Raw genomic sequence first — 19,648 nt, forward strand, 5'->3', positions numbered from 1 at the left:
GGCCTACGACATCCCCCGCCCCAGCACCACCGTCCCCGACGAGCAGAACCAGCCGCCCGTTCCTGAGGCGACGGCCAGTTCGGGGAGGTGGCCGTTGGGGCGGTGGACCTGGCGGGGGCCTGCCTCGCCGCGGAGTTGGCGGACGGCCTCCACGAGGAGGAACAGGCCCCGCATGCCGGGATGTTGGGCCGACAGGCCACCCCCGTCCGTGTTGACCGGGAAGTCGCCGCCGACCACCTTCAGGCGGCCCTTCGCCACGAACTCGCCCCCCTCGCCCTTCTCGCAGAAGCCGAGGTCCTCCAGGGTCACCAGGGTCATGTAGGTGAAGGCGTCGTAGATCTCGGCGAAGTCGATGTCCTGCGGAGAAACCCCCGCCCGCCGGAAGGCGGTTCGGCCGCTCACCGCGGCCGGTGACACCGTGAAGTCGGGCCACTCCGACATCGTCGTGTGGGAGACGTGCTCCCCGGTGCCGAGGATCCGGACGGGAGTCGTACGGCAGTCCTGGACGTACTCCTCGGCCGCCAGCAGCACCGCCGCCCCGCCGTCGGAACGTATGCAGCAGTGCAGTTTGGTGAAGGGGTCCGCGATCATCGGGCCCGAGAGGACGTCGTCGACCGTGATCGGGTCACGGAACATCGCGTCGGGATTCAGCGCGGCGTTGGCCCGCGCCTGCACGGCCACCGACGCCAACTGCTCCAGTGTCGTGCCGTATTCGTGCATGTGGCGGCGCGCGGCCATCGCGTATTTGGCGATCAGCGTGTGGCCGTACGGGACTTCGAACTGCAGGGGACCGCGCGCGCCGAACGACAGGTTGCCCGTGCGGCGGCCCGCCTTGATGTCCGCGCGGGCCGTGGATCCGTAGACGAGAAGGACCGCGTTGGCGTGCCCGGCGGCGATCGCGTCCGCCGCGTGGGCCGCCATGACCTCCCAGGTGGAGCCGCCGACGGAGGTGGAGTCGACCCAGGTGGGCCGCAGGCCCAGGTACTCGGCCACCTCGACCGGCGCCAGCGTGCCGAGGCCCGCCGAGGCGATGCCGTCGACGACCGTGCGGTCCAGGCCCGAGTCGGCCAGGGCCCGGCGGGCGGCCTGGGCATGGAGTGCGTACGGCGTCGCCTCGTCCACCCGGCCGCAGTCGGAGAGGGACACGCCGACGACCGCCACCTTCCGCCGGGTACGGGTCCGGGTCCGAGTCATGAATCTGACGGTACATCAGATCTGGTGGACTTCGGCAGGGTGCGCGGGGCGTCGCACCTCTGTGCATCTGGCCGCCGCCGCTCTAACATGACGCGCCGTCAGATGCGAAGGAGTGTGCTGCCCATGGACGCCACCTTCACCGCGGAGCAGGAAGAGATCCGCCGCACCCTCCGTGAGCTCCTCCTCAAACGCTGTGGCCCCGAGGAGGTCAGGACCGCCGTGCGGACCGAGGGCGGATACGACCCCGCGCTCTGGGAGACGCTGGCACAGCAACTCGGGCTGCCCGGGCTTGCGTTCCCCGAGGCGTACGGAGGAGTCGGCTGCTCCGTCACCGAACTCGCCCTCGCCAGTGAGGAGTTGGGGCGGAGCCTCGCCCCCTCGCCGCTGCTCGCCACGGCCGTGCTCGGCGCGCCCCTGCTGCTGGCCCTCGGGAGCGAGGATCAGCGGGCCGCGCTGCTGCCCCGTATCGCCTCCGGCGAGCTCACCGCCGCGCTCGCGGTGCCGGGCGCGAGCCTGACCACCGCCCTCGGCCTGACCGGCGACAACCGCGGTGACTGGGCGGGCGGCGGACGCGCGGGAGGCGTACAGGCGCGGCGGACCGACGGCGGGTGGCGGCTGTACGGGCAGGCCGACCAGGTGCTCGACGGCCACAGCGCGGGCCTGCTGCTCGTGGCCGCGCACACCGGAGGCTTCGCCCGCTCGCGGACTCTCCTCTTTCTTGTGCGGGATTCTCTCGGCCGGGACGGTTCCGGGGGGAATGCGGGGGTGACCCGCGTACGGCTCACCTCCCTCGACGAGACCCGGTCGCAGGCGCGGATCCAACTGCGGGACGTGGAAGCCGAGTTGCTGGGCGAGGAGGACGAGTCCTCGGACGTGGCCGAGGCGCTCGCCTCGGTCGGTGACTCGGCCGCCGCCGTCCTCGCCGCGGAGGCCGTCGGCGCCGCCGACCGCGTACTGGAGCGGACCGTCGAATACGTCAAGCAGCGCGAGCAGTTCGGGCGCGCGATCGGGTCCTTCCAGGCCGTGAAGCACCGGCTCGCCGACCTCTACGTACAGGTGCAGGCGGCACGTTCGGCGGCGTACTACGCGGCCTGGGCGACGGGCGCCGGGGAGGAACGCGTGGGCGGGCTCGCGCTGGCCCAGGCTCTGGAGGCGCTGCGGATCACCTCCTCCGAGGCCGTGCAGTTGCACGGCGGCATCGGGTTCACCTGGGAGCACGAGGCGCATCTGTACTTCAAGCGGGCGGCCGGCGACGAGCTGCTCTTCGGGCCGGTGCACCGGTTGCGGGAGCACGCGGCGGACGCGGCCCGGCTGTTCGGCGGCGGAGAGGTGGCGGTCTGATGGGCGCCGGAGTAGGGGTTCGGATCGTGCAGAGGGTGTCCTCGACCCGTGGATTCGCGAAGGTCGCGCCCCATCTCATCCCCGCGATGGACCGTGCCGTCCACCGGCTCACCCGCGGAAAGGTCCTGCTCAGCGCCCAGATGCTGCCCGGCGTCATCCTCACCGCGCGCGGCGCGAAGAGCGGACTGCCCAGGCGTACGCCGCTGGCCTGCATGCCGGAGGGAGGGAAGGGGAGGGAGGGCGCGAGCTGGATCCTCATCGGCTCCAACTTCGGGCGTACGGACCATCCGGCCTGGACCGCCAACCTCCTCGCCCATCCCGACGCCGAGGTCAGCTGGAAGGGCCGGGACATCCCGGTCACCGCGCAGCTTCTGCGGGGCGAGGAGCGGGACACGGTCTGGAAGGCGCTGCTGGAGTTCTGGCCGCCGTACGCGACGTACCAGGCGCGGGTGGAGCGGGAGATCCGGCTGTTCCGGATCGTCCGGCGGGAGGCACCCGGGAGTTCCGGGAGTTCCGGGAGTTCCGGGAGTTCGGGGAGTTCGGGGAGTTCCGAGACTTCAGGGGGTTCCGGGAGCGCGACAGGCGGCAGCCCACCTGAGTGAACTGCCGCCTGCGTGACAGGACTTGTGCCTGGAAGACCCGGCGTCCGGCGCGGGGTGCGGCGGACTACTTGGTCGGCTTCTTGCCGGTCACACCCAGATGCACCAACAGGGCGAGGTTCGGCTTCAGTTCGGCCTGCTTCACGCCCCAGGACTGGAAGCCCTTCTGGTGCGAGGCCACCGCCGCGAGCATCGCGACGAGGGAACCCGCCATCGCGGCCGGGCTGACGTCCTTGTCGACCTTGCCCTTCGCCTGAAGCTCCTTGACCGTGTCCGTGAGGGAGTTGTTCACGGAGTTCAGGATCTTCATACGGATCTTGTAGAAACGTTTGTCGCCCTCGGCGGCGCCCAGGTCGACCACGCGGAGGATGGCGTCGTTTTTGCGCCAGAACTCCAGGAAGCCGTCGACGAGTTCCTGCGCTGTCTGCCAGCCGGCCTTGCCGACCCAGGAGCGCCCTTCGAGGAGTTCGGTCAACCCGGCGCCCTCCGCCGCCATTTGCTCTGCAATCTCCAGGACGGCGCCCTCGACGTCCGGGAAGTACTGATAGAAGGTCGCCGGTGAAGTGCCCGCCTTCCGGGCGACGTCGATGACTTTGACGTCGCGGTAGGGCGAGGAGCTGAGCATCTCGCTGAGGCAGTCGAGCAGCTTCTGCCGCGTCGCCTGCCCGCGCCGACCGGCCACACGGCCGTCGACGGTACGCACTTGTCCTGTCATGCCGTCAGCTTACCGAGGGGTGATCGGAGCGCGATTCGGCCGACTGCAAATGGGGTGCGCGGGCCTTCGGAGAGGGTGCGGAGGAGGGGTGCCGCTCGCTCTGCGGGATGCGTGAAAGGCCGTTAGCTTGGCCGCATGGCTGGATCTGAAGGCTCTGCCGCTTTCGCCGAGGGCGTCCCCTGCTGGATCGACGCCCAGCTGCCGGACGTCGAGGCGGGCAAGCGCTTCTACGGCGAGCTGTTCGGGTGGACCTTCGAGCCCTTCGACAAGACGGAGGAGCCGACCGGGCCCTCCTCGGGCTCCCTGGGAACCCCGGGCTCCCTGGAGCCCCCGGCCCCCGCGGCCTACGCGGGCCCCGGCCCGTACGCCGGCTCCGTACTTGCGCACCTCGACGGCGAGCCCGTGGCGGCCCTCGTGCCGAAGCGGGACGGCCGGATGCCCACCGTGTGGACGGTGTACTTCGCCACCCCGGACGCCGAGGACCTGGCCGACCGGATCCGGGAGGCGGGCGGCCAGGTGATCACGGCACCGGTGCCGGTGGGCCCGTACGGCTCGATGGCGCTCGCCGCCGACCCCGAGAGCGCGGTCTTCGGGCTCTGGGAGGGCGGCACGCACCCCGGCTTCGGCAAGCGGCACGGGCCCGGCTCCTTCAGCTGGGTCGAGCTGTACGCCCGTGACACGGCCGTCGCCGACTCCTTCTACGCCGGTCTCTTCCACGACGCCCTCTTCGGCCCCGGCACCACCCGCGACTTCGGCCGAGTCCTCGTCACCGAGGCCTTCCCGGCCGAGATGCCGCCCCACTTCCTCGTCCACTTCGGGGTGGACGACTGCGAGGCCCTCCTCGGGACGGTCGTGCGGCTCGGCGGACGGGTCCAGGCGCCGCCCTTCGACGCCTCGTACGGGCGCGTGGCCGTCGTCACGGACAACCAGGGGGCGTCCTTTGCCCTGCTGCAAACTTGAAATTCGCGGTGCTTCAGTACTGAAGGGCGTACGAACGGTGTGCGCAAAGCTGCGAAAGGCATCGAAAAACACCGGGCGGCGTTGAAAAGCAAGGCAAGCTCGGGTCTTTTGTCATGAGACGCGCTGAGACATCCCGATTCGGGCCCGGGTTCGCAACCGGAGCCGCGGCCAGGAAGAATCGGGGTGCGTGCCGCCGGAGAGGCTCGGTGGTGAGACGCTGCGCAGTGGCTGAAGCTGCGGATGGAACGGTGGCTGGAAGCGCGGCCGCGTACGGGGAGGTGGCAGGCAAGTGGTGGATCAGCTGACACAGCACGATCCGCGGCGGATCGGGCCGTTCGAGGTGCTGGGACGGCTGGGAGCCGGCGGCATGGGGCTGGTCTATCTCGCGCGCTCGGCCTCGGGCCGGCGGGTGGCGATCAAGACGGTCAGGACGGAGCTCGCCGAGGACCAGCTGTTCCGGGTCCGCTTCTCGCGCGAGGTGGAGGCGGCCCGTGCCGTCTCCGGCTTCTACACGGCCGCCGTGGTCGACGCCGACGCACGCGCCGCCGTGCCCTGGCTGGCCACCGCCTATGTGCCCGCGCCCTCCCTCGAAGAGATAGTGACCGAGTGCGGGCCGCTGCCGGCCCAGGCGGTCCGCTGGCTCGCGGCGGGTGTCGCGGAGGCCCTGCAGTCCATCCACGGGGCCGGTCTCGTCCACCGCGACCTGAAACCGTCGAACGTCCTCGTCGTGGAGGACGGACCGCGCGTCATCGACTTCGGTATCGCCTCCGGGGTGTCGAACACACGTCTGACGATGACCAACGTCGCCGTCGGCACCCCCGCCTACATGTCGCCCGAGCAGGCGAAGGACTCCCGCAGCGTGACCGGTGCGAGCGACGTCTTCTCGCTCGGCTCGATGCTCGTCTTCGCCGCCACCGGCCACGCGCCCTTCCACGGCGCGAACCCCGTCGAGACCGTCTTCATGCTCCTGCGGGAGGGCCCGGACCTCGAAGGCCTCCCGGACGAGCTGCGCCCGCTCATCGAGTCCTGTATGCAGATGGAGGCGACGGGCCGCCCCAACCCGGCCGACCTCCAGGCCCAGCTCGCACCCCACCTCTTCGGCTCCGGCTCCGACGACAGCGGTACGGCGTCCGCGTGGCTGCCCGAGCGGGCCGTGGGCCTGATCGAGCAGCGCCGCGGTGGCCGCCCGGCGGCCAAGCCGTCCTCCGGCCGCAGCGGCGGACGTGGCGCCCCCGTGGTGCCGCCCCCGCCGCCCCACGACCCGCCTCCCGTCCCGGTCGGCGCCGGTACGGGCCGGCACGGCGGCGCGCCCGACACCGGGCCCGTACGCCTCGCGGGCGCCCAGGTGCCGATCGGCCCGGGCCCGCGGGTCGCCGACGCCCGCGCCGCCGCCGTGAAGGCACCTCCTCCCGAAGCCGGCCTCGCCGCCTCCTGGTCCCGGCCGCGCCCCGGCGTGAACGGCGCCGACCTCCCCGGCGCCGGGCCCGTCCCGGTACCCGCGCCCGCCCCCGGCCCCGACTCCGCCACCTCCTGGCGGCCGTGGCGCTTCCGTATGTCGAACGACGTGTGGGGCACTCCCGCCGTCGCCGGCGACCTCGTCTACGTCACCTCCTTCGAGGTGCACGCCCTGGACGTGGCCACCGGGCGGCGCCGCTTCAAGACCCGGGACGTCGCCTGGTCGATGGCGGTCGCCGGCGGTCGCGTCCACGCCTCCGACGGCCCCACCCTCTTCGCCCTGGACGCCCGCGAGGGCACCGACCTGTGGCGGCTACCGACCGACGCCTGGGTGTATTCCCTCAAGGCCGACCGCGGCACGGTCGTCACCGGCACCCGCGGCGGCGGCGTACAGGCCTGGGAGGCCGCCAACGGCCAGAAGCTCTGGGAGATCACCGGCGCCCAGACCGACTTCGAGTCGCCCGAGGCCGGACCGGCCATCCACGACGGCACGGTCTACGTCTGGAAGGACGCCCGGCTGCGCGCCCTGGAGGCCCGCACCGGCGAGGAGCGCTGGTCGTACCCCATCGGCGACGCGGCCTCCTGCGGCGGCGTCCCCGTCCGCATCACCCAGGCCGACGACGGATACGTGTACGTGTCCGCCGGCACGCGGGTGCTCGCCATCGACGTCGCCGGCGGGCATGTCCGCTGGCACTTCGAGGCGCCCGCCGTCTTCCTCAGCCCGCCGACCTTCGCGCCGGGGCCCGCCGTCACGGGCGGCGGGATCTACCTCGCCGACTACCTCGGCACGGTGTACGCCCTGGACGCCACCGACGGACGCGACCGGTGGCGGATCGCCACGGAGTCCCGGTCCTCCCTCGATCCCGTGCTCGTCTCCGCGGGGCACGTCCACGTGGGGTCCGGCAAGGGGCTCTACACGCTCGACGCCGTCACCGGTACGCCCAAGTGGCGCTTCCAGGCGGGGGGCGACGTCGTGGGCGCGCCCGCCGTCGCCGACGGGCGGATCCACTTCGGGTCCACCGACCACCTCCTCTACACGCTCAAGGCCGACGACGGCCGGCTGCGGTGGAAGCTTGCGACCGGTGGGGAGATCACCGGGGCGCCCGTCGTGAAGGACGGGGTGGTGTACGCGTGCAGCAAGGACCGGTGCGTGTACGCGCTCGACGCGGAGAAGGGAACGGGGACTGCCCGCGCCTGATGGTGCGGGTGGGTCTTGGCTGGGTGCGCGGTTCCTCGCGCCCCTAAAGGCAAAAAGCCAGGGGCGTAGCCCCGTTTTTTAGGGGCGCGAGGAACCGCGCACCCAGCCCTCACCCACCCGCACCATCCTTCCGCCCTGTGGTCGCGCTCAGCGGTAGTCCGTCGCCGGGCCGTCGAGCGTCGGTACCGCCGGATCCGGCGGGGGTACGTACACGGGCTCCGCCCGGACCCCCCGCCCCCGCAGGACCACGGACGCCAGCAGCAGGACCAGCCCACCGCCGAAGGCGAGCCCCGTGCCGGGGCCCAGGCCGTAGGACGGGGCGCCGGAGATGACGAGGCTGCCCGCGGCCTGCCCCACGCGGACCAGCCACAGGACGGTGAAGCCGAGGACGATCACGCCGGCCAGGGCCACCAGCAGTCGCGACCGGAGCAGCAGCCCGGCCAGCGTGACCAGCGCGGCGCCCACGAAGGGCAGGAAGAGCGAGGCGAAGAGCTCCGCGGGGACGTTCGTGACGCCGGTTGCGGAGAAGAGGTCGCCGAGGCGGTAGTGCCGGCCGTGACGGCCGTCGTACCAGGCACGGAAGGGGCTCCATACGGCGGCCGTCGCTCCGGCGAGAGCGAGGACGGACCCGAGCAGGTTGCGGACCATGCGCGGACCTCCGTTCCCGGGCTCTCGGTGCAGACGCTACGCCGGGTCCCCGACCCCCGCCACGCGACGGCCACGCTCAGTGACGACCGGGGCGGGCAGCGGCTCGGCGCGGGAGTCAGCGGGTCCGGAACTCCCCCCGGCGGCCGACGAACAATCCCGCCTGCACCTCGCTCGGGAGATTTCCCATCGACACGAGATGCGGCGCGTGCGCGAGCGCGGCCGTCCGCGTCGCCTCCTTCGCCGCCCACACCGCCCGTACGGTCCCCTGCACGGCCTCGGTCGGGTACGAGGCGATGACGTCCGCACACCGCACGGCGGCGGCCGGCGCCTCACCGGGCTCGGTGAGCTCGCTGACCAGCCCCACCTCGTACGCCCGCCGCGCGGAGACCCGCTCGGCCGTGCCCATCAGCGCCATCCGGGCGACCTCTCCGAACGGCATGCGCTGCGCCAGGAGGATCGACTCGTACGCGCTGACCATGCCGTACGTGGTGTGCGGATCGAAGAACGTGGCCGTCTCGTCGGCGATCACGAAGTCCGCCTCGCCGATCAGATAGAAGGCCCCGCCGCAGGCCATCCCGTTCACGGCCGCAATGACCGGCTTCCACAGATCGCACGCCTTCGGCCCGATCGCGACGAGTGGATCGTCCACCATGTAGGGGGAGTTGGGCTGCGGGACGTCGGCGCCACGGTCGAGCCCCGTACAGAAGGCCCGCCCGCCGGCGCCCGTGAGCACGATCGCCCGTACGGAGTCGTCGAACCTGAACTCCCGCCAGGCTGCGGTCAGTTCGGCGGCGGTGGTGAGGTCTATGGCGTTGAGCTTCTCGGGCCGGTCGAGGGTGACGACCGCGACGCCGGTGTCCTTGTCGGCGGAGATGCGCAGGGTCATGGCCGCTCCAGTACCCAGCGGGGCAGTGCGCTTCCGCCCTCGCTGCCCGCGCCCTCAGTGAACACCACCTGCACCCTTGCCCCGATCCGGATCCGCTCCTGGGCAACGGAGTTGAGCGCCGCCTCCGGCCCGCTGACGAGGTTCCCGACGAGCCGGATACGAGGGGCGTCCGCCAGCTCGACGACGATCACGTTGTACGGGGCCTGCGCCGCGTAGTCGGGCAGCAGCGGCGGATGCGGGACGACGTACGACCAGACGCGGCCCTTGCCGCTCATCCTGCGCCACTCGCTGTCGAAGGAGTGGCAGTGCGGGCAGCAGGGCCGGGGCGGGAAGCGGAGTTCGCCGCAGCCGGGCTCGGCGCAGGCCTGGACGCGCAGCTCGCCCCGGGCGGCGTACTCCCAGAAGGGGGCGCCGTCGTCGTCCACGACAGGTGTCAGCATGTCGGCCCTTCGGATACGTGGTTCGGCGGATGCTCGGTCGGTCGCTTCGTCCGGAGCACGGTCAGGTCCTCAGGAGCAGGGCGGACGTCGGTACGCCCTCACCCGCCGTGACCAGGCAGGTGGCCGCGCCCGGAACCTGCGCGGTACTGGTCCCCCGGAGCTGCTTCACGCCCTCGTTGATGAGGTTGAAGCCGTGGACGTATGCCTCCGAGAGGCCGCCGCCGCTCGTGTTCAGCGGCAGCCGTCCGCCGATCTCCAGGGCGCCGCCCTCGGTGAACGCGCCGCCCTCGCCCCGGCCGCAGAAGCCGTAGCCCTCAAGGGAGAGCGGTATGAGGGGGGTGAACGCGTCGTAGATCTGGGCGACGTCGACGTCCTCCGGGGTGAAGTCGGAGTGCTTCCACAGGTGTCGGGCCGCGGTCCAGGCCGGGCCGGTCAGCGGGTCGTCGTTCCAGTAGTTGACCATGCCGTGGTGCTGGGCGGGCAGGCCCTGGGCGGCGGAGTGGACGTACACGGGCCGTTGCCGGCAGTCGCGCGCCCGCTCGGCGGAGACGATGACACAGGCCAACGCGCCATCCGTCTCAAGGCAGTTGTCGAAGAGGCAGAGGGGCTCGCTGATCCACCGCGAGGTCATATACATGTCCCGGGTCAGCGGGCGTTCGTACATCATCGCGGCGGGGTTCTGGTTGGCCCGGTTGCGGCAGGCGAGGGCGACGTTGAAGAGGTGGTCGCGGGTCGCCCCGTACTCGTGCAGATAGCGGCGGGTGAGCATGGCTATCTCGTCGGCCGGGCGGAGGAGGCCGAAAGGCCGCGTCCACTGGGCGGGGGTGGGGAGTTGGACGGCCGTGTTCTTCCACGGGCGTGGGCCGCTGCCCCTCTTCCGTGAGCGCCAGGCGACCCCGACCGTCGCCTGCCCGGTGGCCACGGCGGCGGCCAGATGCGCGACGGTGGCGCACGAACCGCCGCCCCCGTACCCGACCTTGCTGAAGAAGGTGAGGTCGCCGAAGCCGACGGCCTTCGCCACCTCCACCTCGTCGGTCTCCTCCATGGTGTAGGAGGCGAGCGCGTCGACCTCGGCGGGGGAGATCCCGGCGTCGTCGAGGGCGGCGAGGATCGCCCGGCAGGCCAACGCCTTCTCGCTCTCGGGGAGTTGCTTGGCGAAGGGCGTCTGCCCGATCCCTACGACGGCCGTGGCGTCCTTGAGTCCTGCCCCTGTCATGGGCGCACCTCCACCGTGGTCCACGAATGCTGACAGGGCGTCAGGCTACAGCTAATCTGACGGGTAGTCAGCTAGTGGGTGTCGACCGTGGGGAGGCTCGTTGTGCGCGGTGACATGGAGTGGGGCACCATTCCGGGGCTGGTGCGGGGGGCGGCCGAGCGGTACGCCGACGTGGAGGCGGTCGTCGAGGGCCGCACGCGCGTCTCGTACGCGGAGTTGGGCGCCCGGGTGGAACGCGCGGCGGCGGCCTGCGTCGCGAACGGCGTCAACCCCGGTGACCGCGTGGCCATCTGGGCTCCCAACACCCTGGACTGGATCGTCTCCTCGCTGGGCGCGGTGTCGGCCGGCGCGGTCCTCGTCCCGCTCAACACCCGCTTCAAGGGCACGGAAGCGGCGTACATCCTCTCCCGGAGCCGGGCGAAGCTGCTGTTCGTGACGGGGACGTTCCTGGGGACGTCGTACGTGGCGTCGCTGCGGCGGGCGGCCGGGGACGGGCCGGGTTCAGCGGGGCAGGAGCCGGAGTCGGGGGCGGGTTCCGTGGGTCCGCTCGCCGGGCTTCCGCACCTGGAGCAGGTGGTGGTCCTGTCGGACGACGCCCCCGCCGACTTCCGCACCTGGAAGGACTTCCTGGCCGGCGGGGACGGCGTGGCGGCGGAGGACGTACGGGCCAGGGCCTCGGCGGTCGAGTCGTCCTCCCCCTCGGACATCGTCTACACCTCGGGCACGACGGGCCGCCCCAAAGGTGCGGTGATCACCCACGCGCAGACACTGCGGGCGTACGAGGTGTGGAGCGAACTCGCGGGCCTCCGCGAGGGCGACCGCTATCTGATCGTGAACCCCTTCTTCCACACCTTCGGCTACAAGGCCGGTGTGATCGCCTGTCTGATGCGGGGCGCGACGATGATCCCGCAGCCGGTGTTCAACGTGGACACGGTCCTCGCCAACGTGGCCTCGGAGCGGATCTCCGTCCTGCCGGGCCCGCCCACCCTCCACCAGTCGATACTGGACCACCCGGGCCGCGACGCGTACGACCTCTCGCCCCTCCGCCTGGTGGTGACGGGCGCGGCCGTGGTGCCGTTGCGCCTGGTGGAGAGGTTGCGGGAGGAACTCGGGGTGGGGACCGTTCTCACCGCCTACGGCCTTTCCGAGGCGAGCGGGATCGTCTCGATGTGCCGACGCGGGGACGAGCCCGGCGTGATCGCGTCGACGTCGGGTCGCGCGATCCCGGGCACGGAGGTGCGGGTGGTGGACGCGGCGGGCGTCTCCGTCGCTACCGGCGCCCAGGGCGAGGTCCTGGTCCGCGGCTTCAACGTCATGGGTGGCTACTACGAGGACGCCCGGGCCACCTCCGAGGTCCTCACCCCCGACGGCTGGCTCCGCACGGGCGACGTCGGGGTCCTGGACCTCGCGGGCAACCTCCGGATCACCGACCGGATCAAGGACATGTTCATCGTCGGCGGCTTCAACGCCTACCCGGCGGAGATAGAGCAACTCCTCGGCCTGCACCCGGATGTGGCCGACGTGGCGGTGATCGGCGTACCGGACGCGCGGCTCGGCGAGGTCGGCAGGGCGTACGTCGTCCGTCGGCCGGGAGCCGTGGCGACCGCGGACGATCTCATCGCCTGGGCCCGACGGGAGATGGCGAACTACAAGGTGCCCAGGACGGTCGAGTTCGTGGCCGAACTGCCGCGCAACGCCAGCGGGAAGGTCGTCAAGGGCGAGCTGCGGGTGCGCTGAGGGGCTGGTTCGGAAACGGGAGTACGGGCAGACGCNNGCGTCTGCCCGTACTCCCGTTCTTGTGGCGCCCCGGCCTATTCGCGGGCGGACAGCGCATGGGCGGGTGCTGTGCGCAGTGCCTGGCGGGTGGGGAGTTCGACCGTGATGAACGCGGTGCAGATCACGGTCAGCGCGACGGCGGGGAGCAGCCACACCGGGCCCGCGGGCCACGGCCGGTCCAGGAAGCCGATGCCGAGCAGCGCGAGGGGGATCGCGGACAGCAGCAGGCCGGTGGTGAGGGCGGCGGCCCCGATCACCGCGGCCTCGCGGCGCATCATCGCGAGGATCTGGCGCGGAGTGGTGCCGTTGAGGCGGAGTGTGGCGATCTCGCCCTGCCGCTGGGCGGTGGTGGCGACGAGCTTGTTGGCGATGCTGAGGAGGAGGTAGCCGAGGAGTACGACGATGAGGGCCAGGTTGATCCAGACCTCCGGCGGCGCGTCGCTCAGGCTGCTTCCCGATCCGGTGTCGGTGGGCTCGAGGGCCAGACCGGGGCGCGACGCGGCGAGTGCGGTGAGGGCCTGCTGTGCCGCGTCGGAGCCGTCGGTGCGGACGAGGACGCTCTGGTCGAGGCCCGCGGTGGTGTGGCCCGCGGCGAGGTCGTGGGAGAGGGCGAGCGGGCCGAAGCCGAGGGCGCGGTCGTAGACGGCGACGACCTTGGGGCTGACCCGGGTGCCGTCCCCGAGGACCAGGGTGATGCGGTCGCCGAGCCCCGAGCCGGGGGAGCGGGCGACCTCGGTGCTGACGGCGACCGTGTCGCCGGTGAGCTTGGCGAGGCTGCCGTCCCGTACGTCCAGGTCGAGGACGCCGGACGCGGCCGGGGTCAGGATCATCGCCGAGCCGGATTCGACGACCGGGTCACCGAACTGCTCGTACTCCCGGATCACGGTGGTGTCGCTGACCGGGGCCGCCGCTTCGACGCCCGAGGTCTTGGTGACGCCGGCGAGGGTGCCGGCGGGCAGGCCGCCGAGGCCCGGCGCGGTCAGGCGCTGCTGGGCGAGGGTGCCGGTGCGGGTGTCCTGCGCTGTGGCGCTCATGACGGTCGTCTGGGCCAGGGTGTAGGTCAGGACGAACACGACCGCCATGGCCAGGGCACTGACGACCCCGGAGAGGCGAAGGGCGTATCCGCGGATGTTGGACACCGCGAGCCAGGTCGGCGCCGAGACGCCGGGCCGCAGCCGTCGGCCCGCCGCGTCGCCGATGCCCCGGACCAGGGCGGGGCCCGACAGGGCCAGGCCGATCGCGCCGATGATCCCGGCCATGGAGGTGGCCGTCGCGCCGAGGACCGTACGGCTCAGCAGCGGTACGACCGACAGCGTGGTGGCGGCGACGATCAGCAGCAGTCCGAAGCGGGCGCGGATCTTCGACGGGGTGCGGGGTTCGCTGCGCGACTCGGCGACCGCCTCGGTGGCGGGCATGCGCGAGGTGCGCCACGCGGCGCTGCGGGCCGACACCTGCACGGCGAGGCCGAGGAGCAGGACGGTGGCGAGCGCGGGCAGCGGGCTGAACGTGAGCGGCAGGGCCTCCGGGATCACCCCGCGGTCGACGAGCATCCGCCGGAACTGCCCGGCCAGCAGATAGCCGAGGCCGACTCCGGGAACGACCGCCACGGCCGCGATGATCGAGGCCTGTCCGGCCGCAAGTCGCCTGATCTGCTTGGGAGTCGCGCCGACTGCGCGCATCAGGGCCAGATCGCGGCGCTGGCCGCCGATCGACACGGCGAGCGCGCTCGCCATCACGAACCCGATGATCAGCATGATGATCCCGCCGAGCGAACTGGCCAGCAGGATCAGCAGGGAGCGGGCGGCGCCCGCGCCGGGGGAGGCGATGTCGCCGCGTTCGGAGCCGGTGGAGACGATCACGTCGGCGGGGGTGCTGCCGGCCGTCTTCTTGCCGGTGTCCTTGATCTTCTCGCGGGCCGCGGCGGCCACCGAGGCCTCGGTGCCGGGCTCGGTGCGCAGGGCGATCAGGTCCACGGTCCCGGCGCGCTCTCCGTCGGCGCGGCCGGACAGCCGTACGGCCGTCGGGTCGGCGAAGAGGATTCCGGCGTCCGGCGCGTCGATCAGTGCCGTGACGCGGTAGGCGGCTGCGGCGCGGCCGGCGGCGACGACCTTGACGCTGTCGCCGACCCGGACTCCCGCGGTGGCGGCGGTCGCGCTGTCGAGGGCGACCTCGCCGGTGCCGGCCGGAGCGGATCCGTCGACCTTCGCGTCCACGAAGAGCTTCGTCGAGGACCAGCCGTGTCCGGCCGTCCGCGGGTCCTGGGTCGGTACGACCCGGCCGTCGGCGTCGACGAGGGCGGCGGGGAAGCCGATGTCGCCGACCGCCGCGGTGACGCCGGGCAGTTGGGCCAGCTCGTCGACCAGCTCGGCCGGGACCTTGCCGCGCTCCGGGAGGGCGATCGGCAGGTCGGGGCCCGAATCGAAGCTCTGTTGGGTGGAGACGACGACCTCCGCGCCCGCCAGCCGCCCGGCCGGCAGCTGGGAGCGGAACCCGGACTCGGCCATCACCCCGGTGCCGGTGATCAGCGCCGCTCCGCCGAGGACCGCGCACGCCACCGCCAGCAGGGCGGTGATCCGGTGTCCGGCCATCCGGACCGCGAGATGCAGCATGGTTCTAGACCTCTCCGAGCTTGACTAGACGGTCGGCCAGTTCGGGGGCGGTGGGCTGGTACAGGCGCTCGACCACCCGGCCGTCGGCCATCACCACCGCGTGGTGCGCCTGGGCGGCGGCGGCCGGGTCGTGGGTGACCATCACCACCGTCTGGCGCAGTTCGTCGACGAGTTCGCGCAGCAGGCCGAGCACCTCGTGGGCGCTGCGCAGATCCAGCGCTCCGGTCGGCTCGTCGGCGAACACGACGGCCGGCTTGGCGACCAACGCCCGTACGATCGCGGCCCGTTGCTGCTGGCCGCCGGAGAGCTCGGCGGGCCGGTGCGAGAGGCGGTCGCCGAGACCGACCCGGTCGACCAGCGCGCGCAGCCACTCCCGGTCGGGGGCCCGCCCCGCCAGACGCAGCGGCAGCGTGATGTTGTCGGCGATGCTGAGCGCGGGGACCAGGTTGTAGGACTGGAACACGAACCCGATGTGCTCGCGGCGCAGTTCGGTGCGGCGGGTCTCGTTCAGCCCGGCGATCTCCTGGCCGCCGATGCGGATGCTCCCCGAGGTCGGGGAGTCCAGTCCGGCGGCGCAGTGCATCAGCGTGCTCTTGCCGGAGCCCGAGGGCCCCATCACGGCGAGGAACGTGCCGTGCTCCACGGCCAGCGACACGTCGTCGAGGGCGTGGACGCCTCCCGCGTACGTCTTGCTGACGTTCTCCAGCACGATGGCGGGGGCGGTCCGGGTCGCCGCCGGGTGGGCGGCTCCCGCGTGGACGCCGCTCATCGCCGGCCCCGCAGGTGGCGGGTGACGAGCGCGGTCACGCACAGCGCGGTGACCGCGCCGCAGGCCAGGTGGACCTGGGTGGAGGCGGCGCCGTAGGAGGCCACCATGTTGCCGACGGTGCTGACGACCAGCACCAGCCACAGCGCCGTACGCACGATGTCGTTGCGGCTGACCGCGGTCTTCGTCTGGTCCGTGCTCTCGGTGCCGCTGGTGAGGCGGTAGGGGTCCGTGGTGGCCATCGCTGTCCCTCTTCGGATTCTTCGAACTCTCCGGACCCTCGGCGGGTCTCGCTGACGTCACCGAAACTACGGATCGGGACCCTGGGCGGCCGAGCCCGCCAGCAGCCCGAGTGGGGGTACAGCAGGCTGTACCTCTACGCTCCTCATCACCAGCGAACCGGCCGCCCGCACAGGGCTGTTGACGAGGGAGAGAGGTGGGGCGGATGTCGACCTCGACCCGGCACGGTGAGCCGGTCGACGTGGGGCGGCCCGGGATCAGGGCGAGCGCGATCCGGGCCGCCGAGGCCGCGGGCGCCGCGCTCGGCCAGCTCATCGGCGGCATCGGGACCGCGATGCTCGCGCTGGCCGTGCTGTTCTGGCTGGCCGTCGTCGCCGTGACGTCCGTCGTGGGCGTCGGACTGCTCATGGCCCCCGTCGCGCTGCGCGCCCTGCACTCCCTCGCCGAGCGTGAACGCCACCGGCTCGCCCGGTGGGGTCCCGAGATCATCGGGCCCGACCCGGCACCGACCCGGCTGCGGCTCGCACTCGTCGACCCGACCACCCGGCGGGAGCTGCGCTGGCTGGCCCGGCACGGCACGCTCGGGCTGCTGCTCGGCGTGATCGCGCTGCTGCTGCCGCTGATGGCCGTACGCGACGCGCTGTTCCCGCTGTACTGGCGCCTGATGCCGGAGGGTTCGACCAGTACGTCCGTTGGCCTCGGCCATGCCCAGGGCTGGGCCGACGCCCTGGGCGTGACTCTGCTGGGGCTCGGCTGGATCGCGATCATCCTGGGCCTCAGCCCCGCGATGGCACGGCTCCAGGCGCGCCCGGGACGCCTTCTCCTCGCGGCCGGACCCGACACCGACCTGTCCCTGCGGGTCGCGGAACTCACCGCCACCCGGGCCGCCGCCCTGGACGCCCACGCCACCGAACTGCGGCGCATCGAGCGGTCGTTGCACGACGGCACCCAGAACCGGCTCGTCACCGTCACCGTGCTGCTCGGCGCGGCCCGGCGGATGGTGGCCCGCGATCCGGCGGGCGCCGACGAACTCCTCGAACGGGCCCAGAGCGCCGCCGAGCAGGCCCTCGCCGAACTGCGCTCGGTCGCCCGGGGCATCCTGCCGCCCGTACTGGCCGACCGCGGCCTCGAAGGCGCGCTCACCGGACTGGCCGCGAGCTGCCCGGTGCCCTGCCGGATCGACGTCGAGGCGCCCGAGCGGTGCGCCGCCTCCGTGGAGGCCAGCGCGTACTTCGTGGTCGCCGAGACGCTGACCAACATCGCCAAGCACAGCGGGGCGAAGAGCGCCACCGTCACCGTCCGCAGCCGTGGCGGACGGCTGCGGCTGGACATCACCGACGACGGCCGCGGCGGCGCCGACGAGGCGGGCGGCTCCGGGCTCACCGGCATCCGCCGCCGCATCGCGGCCCACGACGGCACCCTCGACCTGGCCAGCCCGCCCGGCGGCCCGACGACTCTCAAGGTGGACATGCCATGCGGATTGTGATCGCCGAGGACGACCCGTTGCTGCGGGAGGGACTCGCGCTGCTGCTGCGCGCCGAGGGCCTCGACGTGGTGGCCACCGCCGGAACCGCCGACGGCGTCCTCGACGCCATCGACACCCACAAGCCCGACGTCGCCATCCTCGACGTACGGATGCCGCCGACGCACACCGACGAGGGGATCGTCGCCGCCGTCGAGGCCCGGCGGCGCAGGCCCGATCTGGCGGTCCTCGTCCTGTCGGCGTACGTCGAGCAGTCCTTCGCCACGGATCTGCTCGCCGGCGGGGTCACCGGGCTCGGCTACATGCTCAAGGAACGGGTCGGCCGGGTCGAGGAGTTCCTCGACGCGCTCAACCGGGTGGCCGCCGGGGGCACGGCCATCGACCCGGAGGTCGTCGCGCAGCTCTTCACCCGCAGCCGCCAGGACACCCGCCTGGAACGGCTCAGCCCGCGCGAGCGCGACGTGCTCGGGCTGATGGCCGAGGGTCTGGGCAACGGGGCGATAGCCGAACGGCTCGTCGTCACGGACGGCGCCGTCCACAAGCACATCCGCAGCATCTTCGCCAAGCTCGACCTGTCGCCCGCCGACCAGGTGGACCGGCGGGTCGCGGCGGTCCTGCGGTACCTGGACGACGCGCGGCGCCGGACCTGACGTACTGTCACCTGCCGCTGATCCCGGGAGAGTTGGCCGAGGTCAGGGCGGGTGGGGTACAGCAGGCGCTACCCGCACAGTGGGGTGGACACCCGCTCCGAACGGCCAGGCTGCCGGATCGTGACGGGGGGCCGGAATTCCTAGGTTGGTGATCACACCGCAACGGCGGTACGACGACCGACCCGCAAGGAGCCCGCCCGCATGAAGACGAAGCTCACCTCCCGCATTGTGGCCACGACGCTGGTGACCGCCCTGGCCGGTATCGGACTGACCCTGCCCGCGGCGGGCGCGACGGGGCAGGCGGCGAAGCCGACGCACGACAGGACGCACAGCAAGACGCACAGTAAGAGTCTTCAGGCTGACGTGGACGCGATCCTGAAGACCGGGACCGTCGGTGTCCTGGCCCAGTCGACGGGTCCGCGGGGCTCCCGGTACGCCACCGCGGGGGTCGCCGACAAGGCCACCGGCGCCGCCGCCCGCTCCGGCGACCGGTTCCGGATCGCCAGCGCCAGCAAGACGTTCGTCGCCACGGTGGTACTCCAACTCGTGGGCGAGGGGCGGCTGTCGCTCGACGACACGGTCGACCACTGGCTGCCGGGAGTGGTGTCGGGCAACGGCAACGACGGCAGCCGGATCACCGTGCGGCAGCTGCTCCAGCACACCAGCGGACTGTTCAACTACACCGCGGACCTCCCGGTGCTGGCCGGCGTGGACGAGTACCAGGCGGGCCGCTACACCACCTGGACTCCGGAGCAGTTGGTCGGCATAGCGACGGGGCACGCCCCGGACTTCGAGCCCGGCGCCAAGTGGGCGTACTCCAACACCAATTACATCCTCGCCGGAATGATCATCCAGAAGGTCACCGGGCACAGTTGGGAGCAGCAGGTCACCAAGCGCATCATCCGCCCGCTGGGCCTGCGCGACACCTCCGCCCCGACGACGGACTCCCGGATCCCCGGCCGCCACCTGCACGGCTACTCCGACTTCGGGAAGACCGGGCCGACGATCGACACCACCGCGTTCAACCCGTCCGCGGCCGGTGCGGCCGGCGCGATGATCGGTACGACGGCCGACCTGACCCGCTTCTACCAGGCGCTGCTGGGCGGCAAGTTGCTGCGCCCGGCACAGCTCGCGGAGATGAAGACGACCGTACGGGCCGCCGACCTGGACCCCGTGTGGCCCGGCGCGCGCTACGGCCTGGGCCTGCTGCAGGTCCCGCTGACCTGCGGCGGCTCCTACTACAGCCACGCGGGCGACTTCCCCGGCTACACCACCCGCAACGGCGTCAGCCCGGACGGCCGCCGCGTCGTGGTCCTGCACGCGACCGGCGACGGCGCCTCCGACCTCTCCACCGAGCAGGCCCAGAACGACCTGATCGACGGCGAACTCTGCGCCTGAGACCGGGTTGCCCGGCCGCGACGGCCCTCCCTCCGGGGCTGTCGCGGCCGGTCCCTGCCGGGAAGAAGAGCCGG

At 72.4% G+C, this 19,648-nt stretch carries 16 protein-coding genes and 1 pseudogene; 8 read left to right on the top strand and 9 right to left on the bottom strand.

All coding sequences use genetic code 11. The annotated features are described in order from the left end of the window. Positions 1-3: 3 nt before the first annotated feature. On the bottom strand, positions 4-1,194 hold the full coding sequence (locus tag AOK17_RS11835) for a thiolase C-terminal domain-containing protein (protein WP_055612363.1): 1,191 nt from the start codon (positions 1,192-1,194) through the stop codon (positions 4-6). Positions 1,195-1,317: 123 nt separating this feature from the next. Here AOK17_RS11835 and AOK17_RS11840 point away from each other — a divergent pair, with 123 nt between their 5' ends. Beyond that, on the top strand, positions 1,318-2,535 hold the full coding sequence (locus tag AOK17_RS11840; protein WP_055612364.1) for an acyl-CoA dehydrogenase family protein: 1,218 nt from the start codon (positions 1,318-1,320) through the stop codon (positions 2,533-2,535). Continuing rightward, positions 2,535-3,023, top strand: a pseudogene (locus AOK17_RS11845) (nitroreductase family deazaflavin-dependent oxidoreductase); the annotation flags it as partial. The gene AOK17_RS11840 and the pseudogene AOK17_RS11845, both read left to right, overlap by 1 nt. A 178-nt stretch (positions 3,024-3,201) precedes the next feature. Here the strand turns inward: AOK17_RS11845 and AOK17_RS11850 are convergent. Next, positions 3,202-3,849 carry a TetR family transcriptional regulator gene (locus AOK17_RS11850; protein WP_079052949.1) on the bottom strand — a complete coding sequence of 216 codons (648 nt, stop codon included), beginning with the start codon at positions 3,847-3,849 and terminating at the stop codon, positions 3,202-3,204. Positions 3,850-3,984: 135 nt separating this feature from the next. Between AOK17_RS11850 and kbpA the strand changes: the two genes are divergently transcribed. Next, a complete protein-coding gene (kbpA, locus tag AOK17_RS11855; protein WP_055612366.1) occupies positions 3,985-4,809 on the top strand; it encodes an AfsK-binding protein KbpA in 825 nt (274 codons plus the stop codon). A gap of 289 nt (positions 4,810-5,098) precedes the next feature. After that, entirely contained in the window at positions 5,099-7,462 is a 2,364-nt protein-coding gene (afsK, locus tag AOK17_RS11860; protein ID WP_055612367.1) for a protein serine/threonine kinase AfsK, read from the top strand. 147 nt (positions 7,463-7,609) lie between these two features. Here the strand turns inward: afsK and AOK17_RS11865 are convergent, their stop codons facing one another. The 4 genes from AOK17_RS11865 to AOK17_RS11880 all read right to left on the bottom strand — a co-directional run bounded on the left by AOK17_RS11865 (position 7,610) and on the right by AOK17_RS11880 (position 10,652). Next, positions 7,610-8,110: a hypothetical protein gene (locus AOK17_RS11865; RefSeq protein ID WP_055612368.1), complete on the bottom strand. Its 501-nt coding sequence runs from the start codon at positions 8,108-8,110 to the stop codon at positions 7,610-7,612. Between the two features lie 115 nt (positions 8,111-8,225). Then, positions 8,226-8,996, bottom strand: a complete 771-nt coding sequence (locus AOK17_RS11870) for an enoyl-CoA hydratase/isomerase family protein (RefSeq protein ID WP_055612369.1) — start codon at positions 8,994-8,996, stop codon at positions 8,226-8,228. Then, positions 8,993-9,436, bottom strand: coding sequence for a Zn-ribbon domain-containing OB-fold protein (locus tag AOK17_RS11875; protein WP_055612370.1), 444 nt, complete (start codon positions 9,434-9,436; stop codon positions 8,993-8,995). Before AOK17_RS11875 ends, AOK17_RS11870 begins: the two co-directional genes overlap by 4 nt. Positions 9,437-9,497: 61 nt before the next feature. Continuing rightward, positions 9,498-10,652 carry a lipid-transfer protein gene (locus AOK17_RS11880; RefSeq protein ID WP_055612371.1) on the bottom strand — a complete coding sequence of 385 codons (1,155 nt, stop codon included), beginning with the start codon at positions 10,650-10,652 and terminating at the stop codon, positions 9,498-9,500. Positions 10,653-10,754: 102 nt separating this feature from the next. Here AOK17_RS11880 and AOK17_RS11885 point away from each other — a divergent pair, with 102 nt between their 5' ends. Continuing rightward, the gene (locus tag AOK17_RS11885) at positions 10,755-12,389 is read left to right on the top strand and encodes a fatty acid--CoA ligase family protein (RefSeq protein WP_281198600.1); all 1,635 of its coding nucleotides are present in this window, start codon (positions 10,755-10,757) and stop codon (positions 12,387-12,389) included. Positions 12,390-12,463: 74 nt separating this feature from the next. On the opposite strand, the gene AOK17_RS11890 is transcribed toward AOK17_RS11885, so the two are convergent. From AOK17_RS11890 to AOK17_RS11900, 3 genes are read right to left on the bottom strand one after another with little or no spacing between them, the layout of a single operon-like run. Further along, a complete protein-coding gene (locus AOK17_RS11890) occupies positions 12,464-15,037 on the bottom strand; it encodes an FtsX-like permease family protein (protein WP_055612372.1) in 2,574 nt (857 codons plus the stop codon). Between the two features lie 4 nt (positions 15,038-15,041). Then, entirely contained in the window at positions 15,042-15,806 is a 765-nt protein-coding gene (locus tag AOK17_RS11895; RefSeq protein WP_055612373.1) for an ABC transporter ATP-binding protein, read from the bottom strand. Beyond that, the gene (locus tag AOK17_RS11900) at positions 15,803-16,045 is read right to left on the bottom strand and encodes a hypothetical protein (protein ID WP_055612374.1); all 243 of its coding nucleotides are present in this window, start codon (positions 16,043-16,045) and stop codon (positions 15,803-15,805) included. Before AOK17_RS11900 ends, AOK17_RS11895 begins: the two co-directional genes overlap by 4 nt. 203 nt (positions 16,046-16,248) lie before the next feature. On the opposite strand from AOK17_RS11900, the gene AOK17_RS11905 reads away from it, so the two are divergent. From AOK17_RS11905 to AOK17_RS11915, 3 genes are all read left to right on the top strand, one after another. Beyond that, positions 16,249-17,529 (top strand): sensor histidine kinase, encoded by a 1,281-nt coding sequence (locus tag AOK17_RS11905; protein WP_055612375.1) that lies wholly within the window; start codon positions 16,249-16,251, stop codon positions 17,527-17,529. Then, positions 17,517-18,176, top strand: coding sequence for a response regulator (locus tag AOK17_RS11910; protein ID WP_055612376.1), 660 nt, complete (start codon positions 17,517-17,519; stop codon positions 18,174-18,176). Before AOK17_RS11905 ends, AOK17_RS11910 begins: the two co-directional genes overlap by 13 nt. Positions 18,177-18,377: 201 nt before the next feature. After that, positions 18,378-19,574: a serine hydrolase domain-containing protein gene (locus AOK17_RS11915; protein ID WP_079052950.1), complete on the top strand. Its 1,197-nt coding sequence runs from the start codon at positions 18,378-18,380 to the stop codon at positions 19,572-19,574. Positions 19,575-19,648 lie beyond the last annotated feature (74 nt).

The sequence above is a fragment of the Streptomyces phaeochromogenes genome, assembly GCF_001418655.1.
GTDB lineage: Bacteria > Actinomycetota > Actinomycetes > Streptomycetales > Streptomycetaceae > Streptomyces > Streptomyces phaeochromogenes.

Bases quoted from the DNA above. Each gene is read 5' to 3' on its own strand.
- AOK17_RS11835 (WP_055612363.1), bottom strand. From the start codon at position 1,194: ATGACTCGGACCCGGACCCGTACCCGGCGGAAGGTGGCGGTCGTCGGC.
- AOK17_RS11840 (WP_055612364.1), top strand. From the start codon at position 1,318: ATGGACGCCACCTTCACCGCGGAGCAGGAAGAGATCCGCCGCACCCTC.
- AOK17_RS11850 (WP_079052949.1), bottom strand. From the start codon at position 3,849: ATGACAGGACAAGTGCGTACCGTCGACGGCCGTGTGGCCGGTCGGCGC.
- kbpA (WP_055612366.1), top strand. From the start codon at position 3,985: ATGGCTGGATCTGAAGGCTCTGCCGCTTTCGCCGAGGGCGTCCCCTGC.
- AOK17_RS11865 (WP_055612368.1), bottom strand. From the start codon at position 8,110: ATGGTCCGCAACCTGCTCGGGTCCGTCCTCGCTCTCGCCGGAGCGACG.
- AOK17_RS11870 (WP_055612369.1), bottom strand. From the start codon at position 8,996: ATGACCCTGCGCATCTCCGCCGACAAGGACACCGGCGTCGCGGTCGTC.
- AOK17_RS11875 (WP_055612370.1), bottom strand. From the start codon at position 9,436: ATGCTGACACCTGTCGTGGACGACGACGGCGCCCCCTTCTGGGAGTAC.
- AOK17_RS11880 (WP_055612371.1), bottom strand. From the start codon at position 10,652: ATGACAGGGGCAGGACTCAAGGACGCCACGGCCGTCGTAGGGATCGGG.
- AOK17_RS11890 (WP_055612372.1), bottom strand. From the start codon at position 15,037: ATGCTGCATCTCGCGGTCCGGATGGCCGGACACCGGATCACCGCCCTG.
- AOK17_RS11895 (WP_055612373.1), bottom strand. From the start codon at position 15,806: ATGAGCGGCGTCCACGCGGGAGCCGCCCACCCGGCGGCGACCCGGACC.
- AOK17_RS11900 (WP_055612374.1), bottom strand. From the start codon at position 16,045: ATGGCCACCACGGACCCCTACCGCCTCACCAGCGGCACCGAGAGCACG.
- AOK17_RS11905 (WP_055612375.1), top strand. From the start codon at position 16,249: ATGTCGACCTCGACCCGGCACGGTGAGCCGGTCGACGTGGGGCGGCCC.
- AOK17_RS11910 (WP_055612376.1), top strand. From the start codon at position 17,517: ATGCGGATTGTGATCGCCGAGGACGACCCGTTGCTGCGGGAGGGACTC.
- AOK17_RS11915 (WP_079052950.1), top strand. From the start codon at position 18,378: ATGAAGACGAAGCTCACCTCCCGCATTGTGGCCACGACGCTGGTGACC.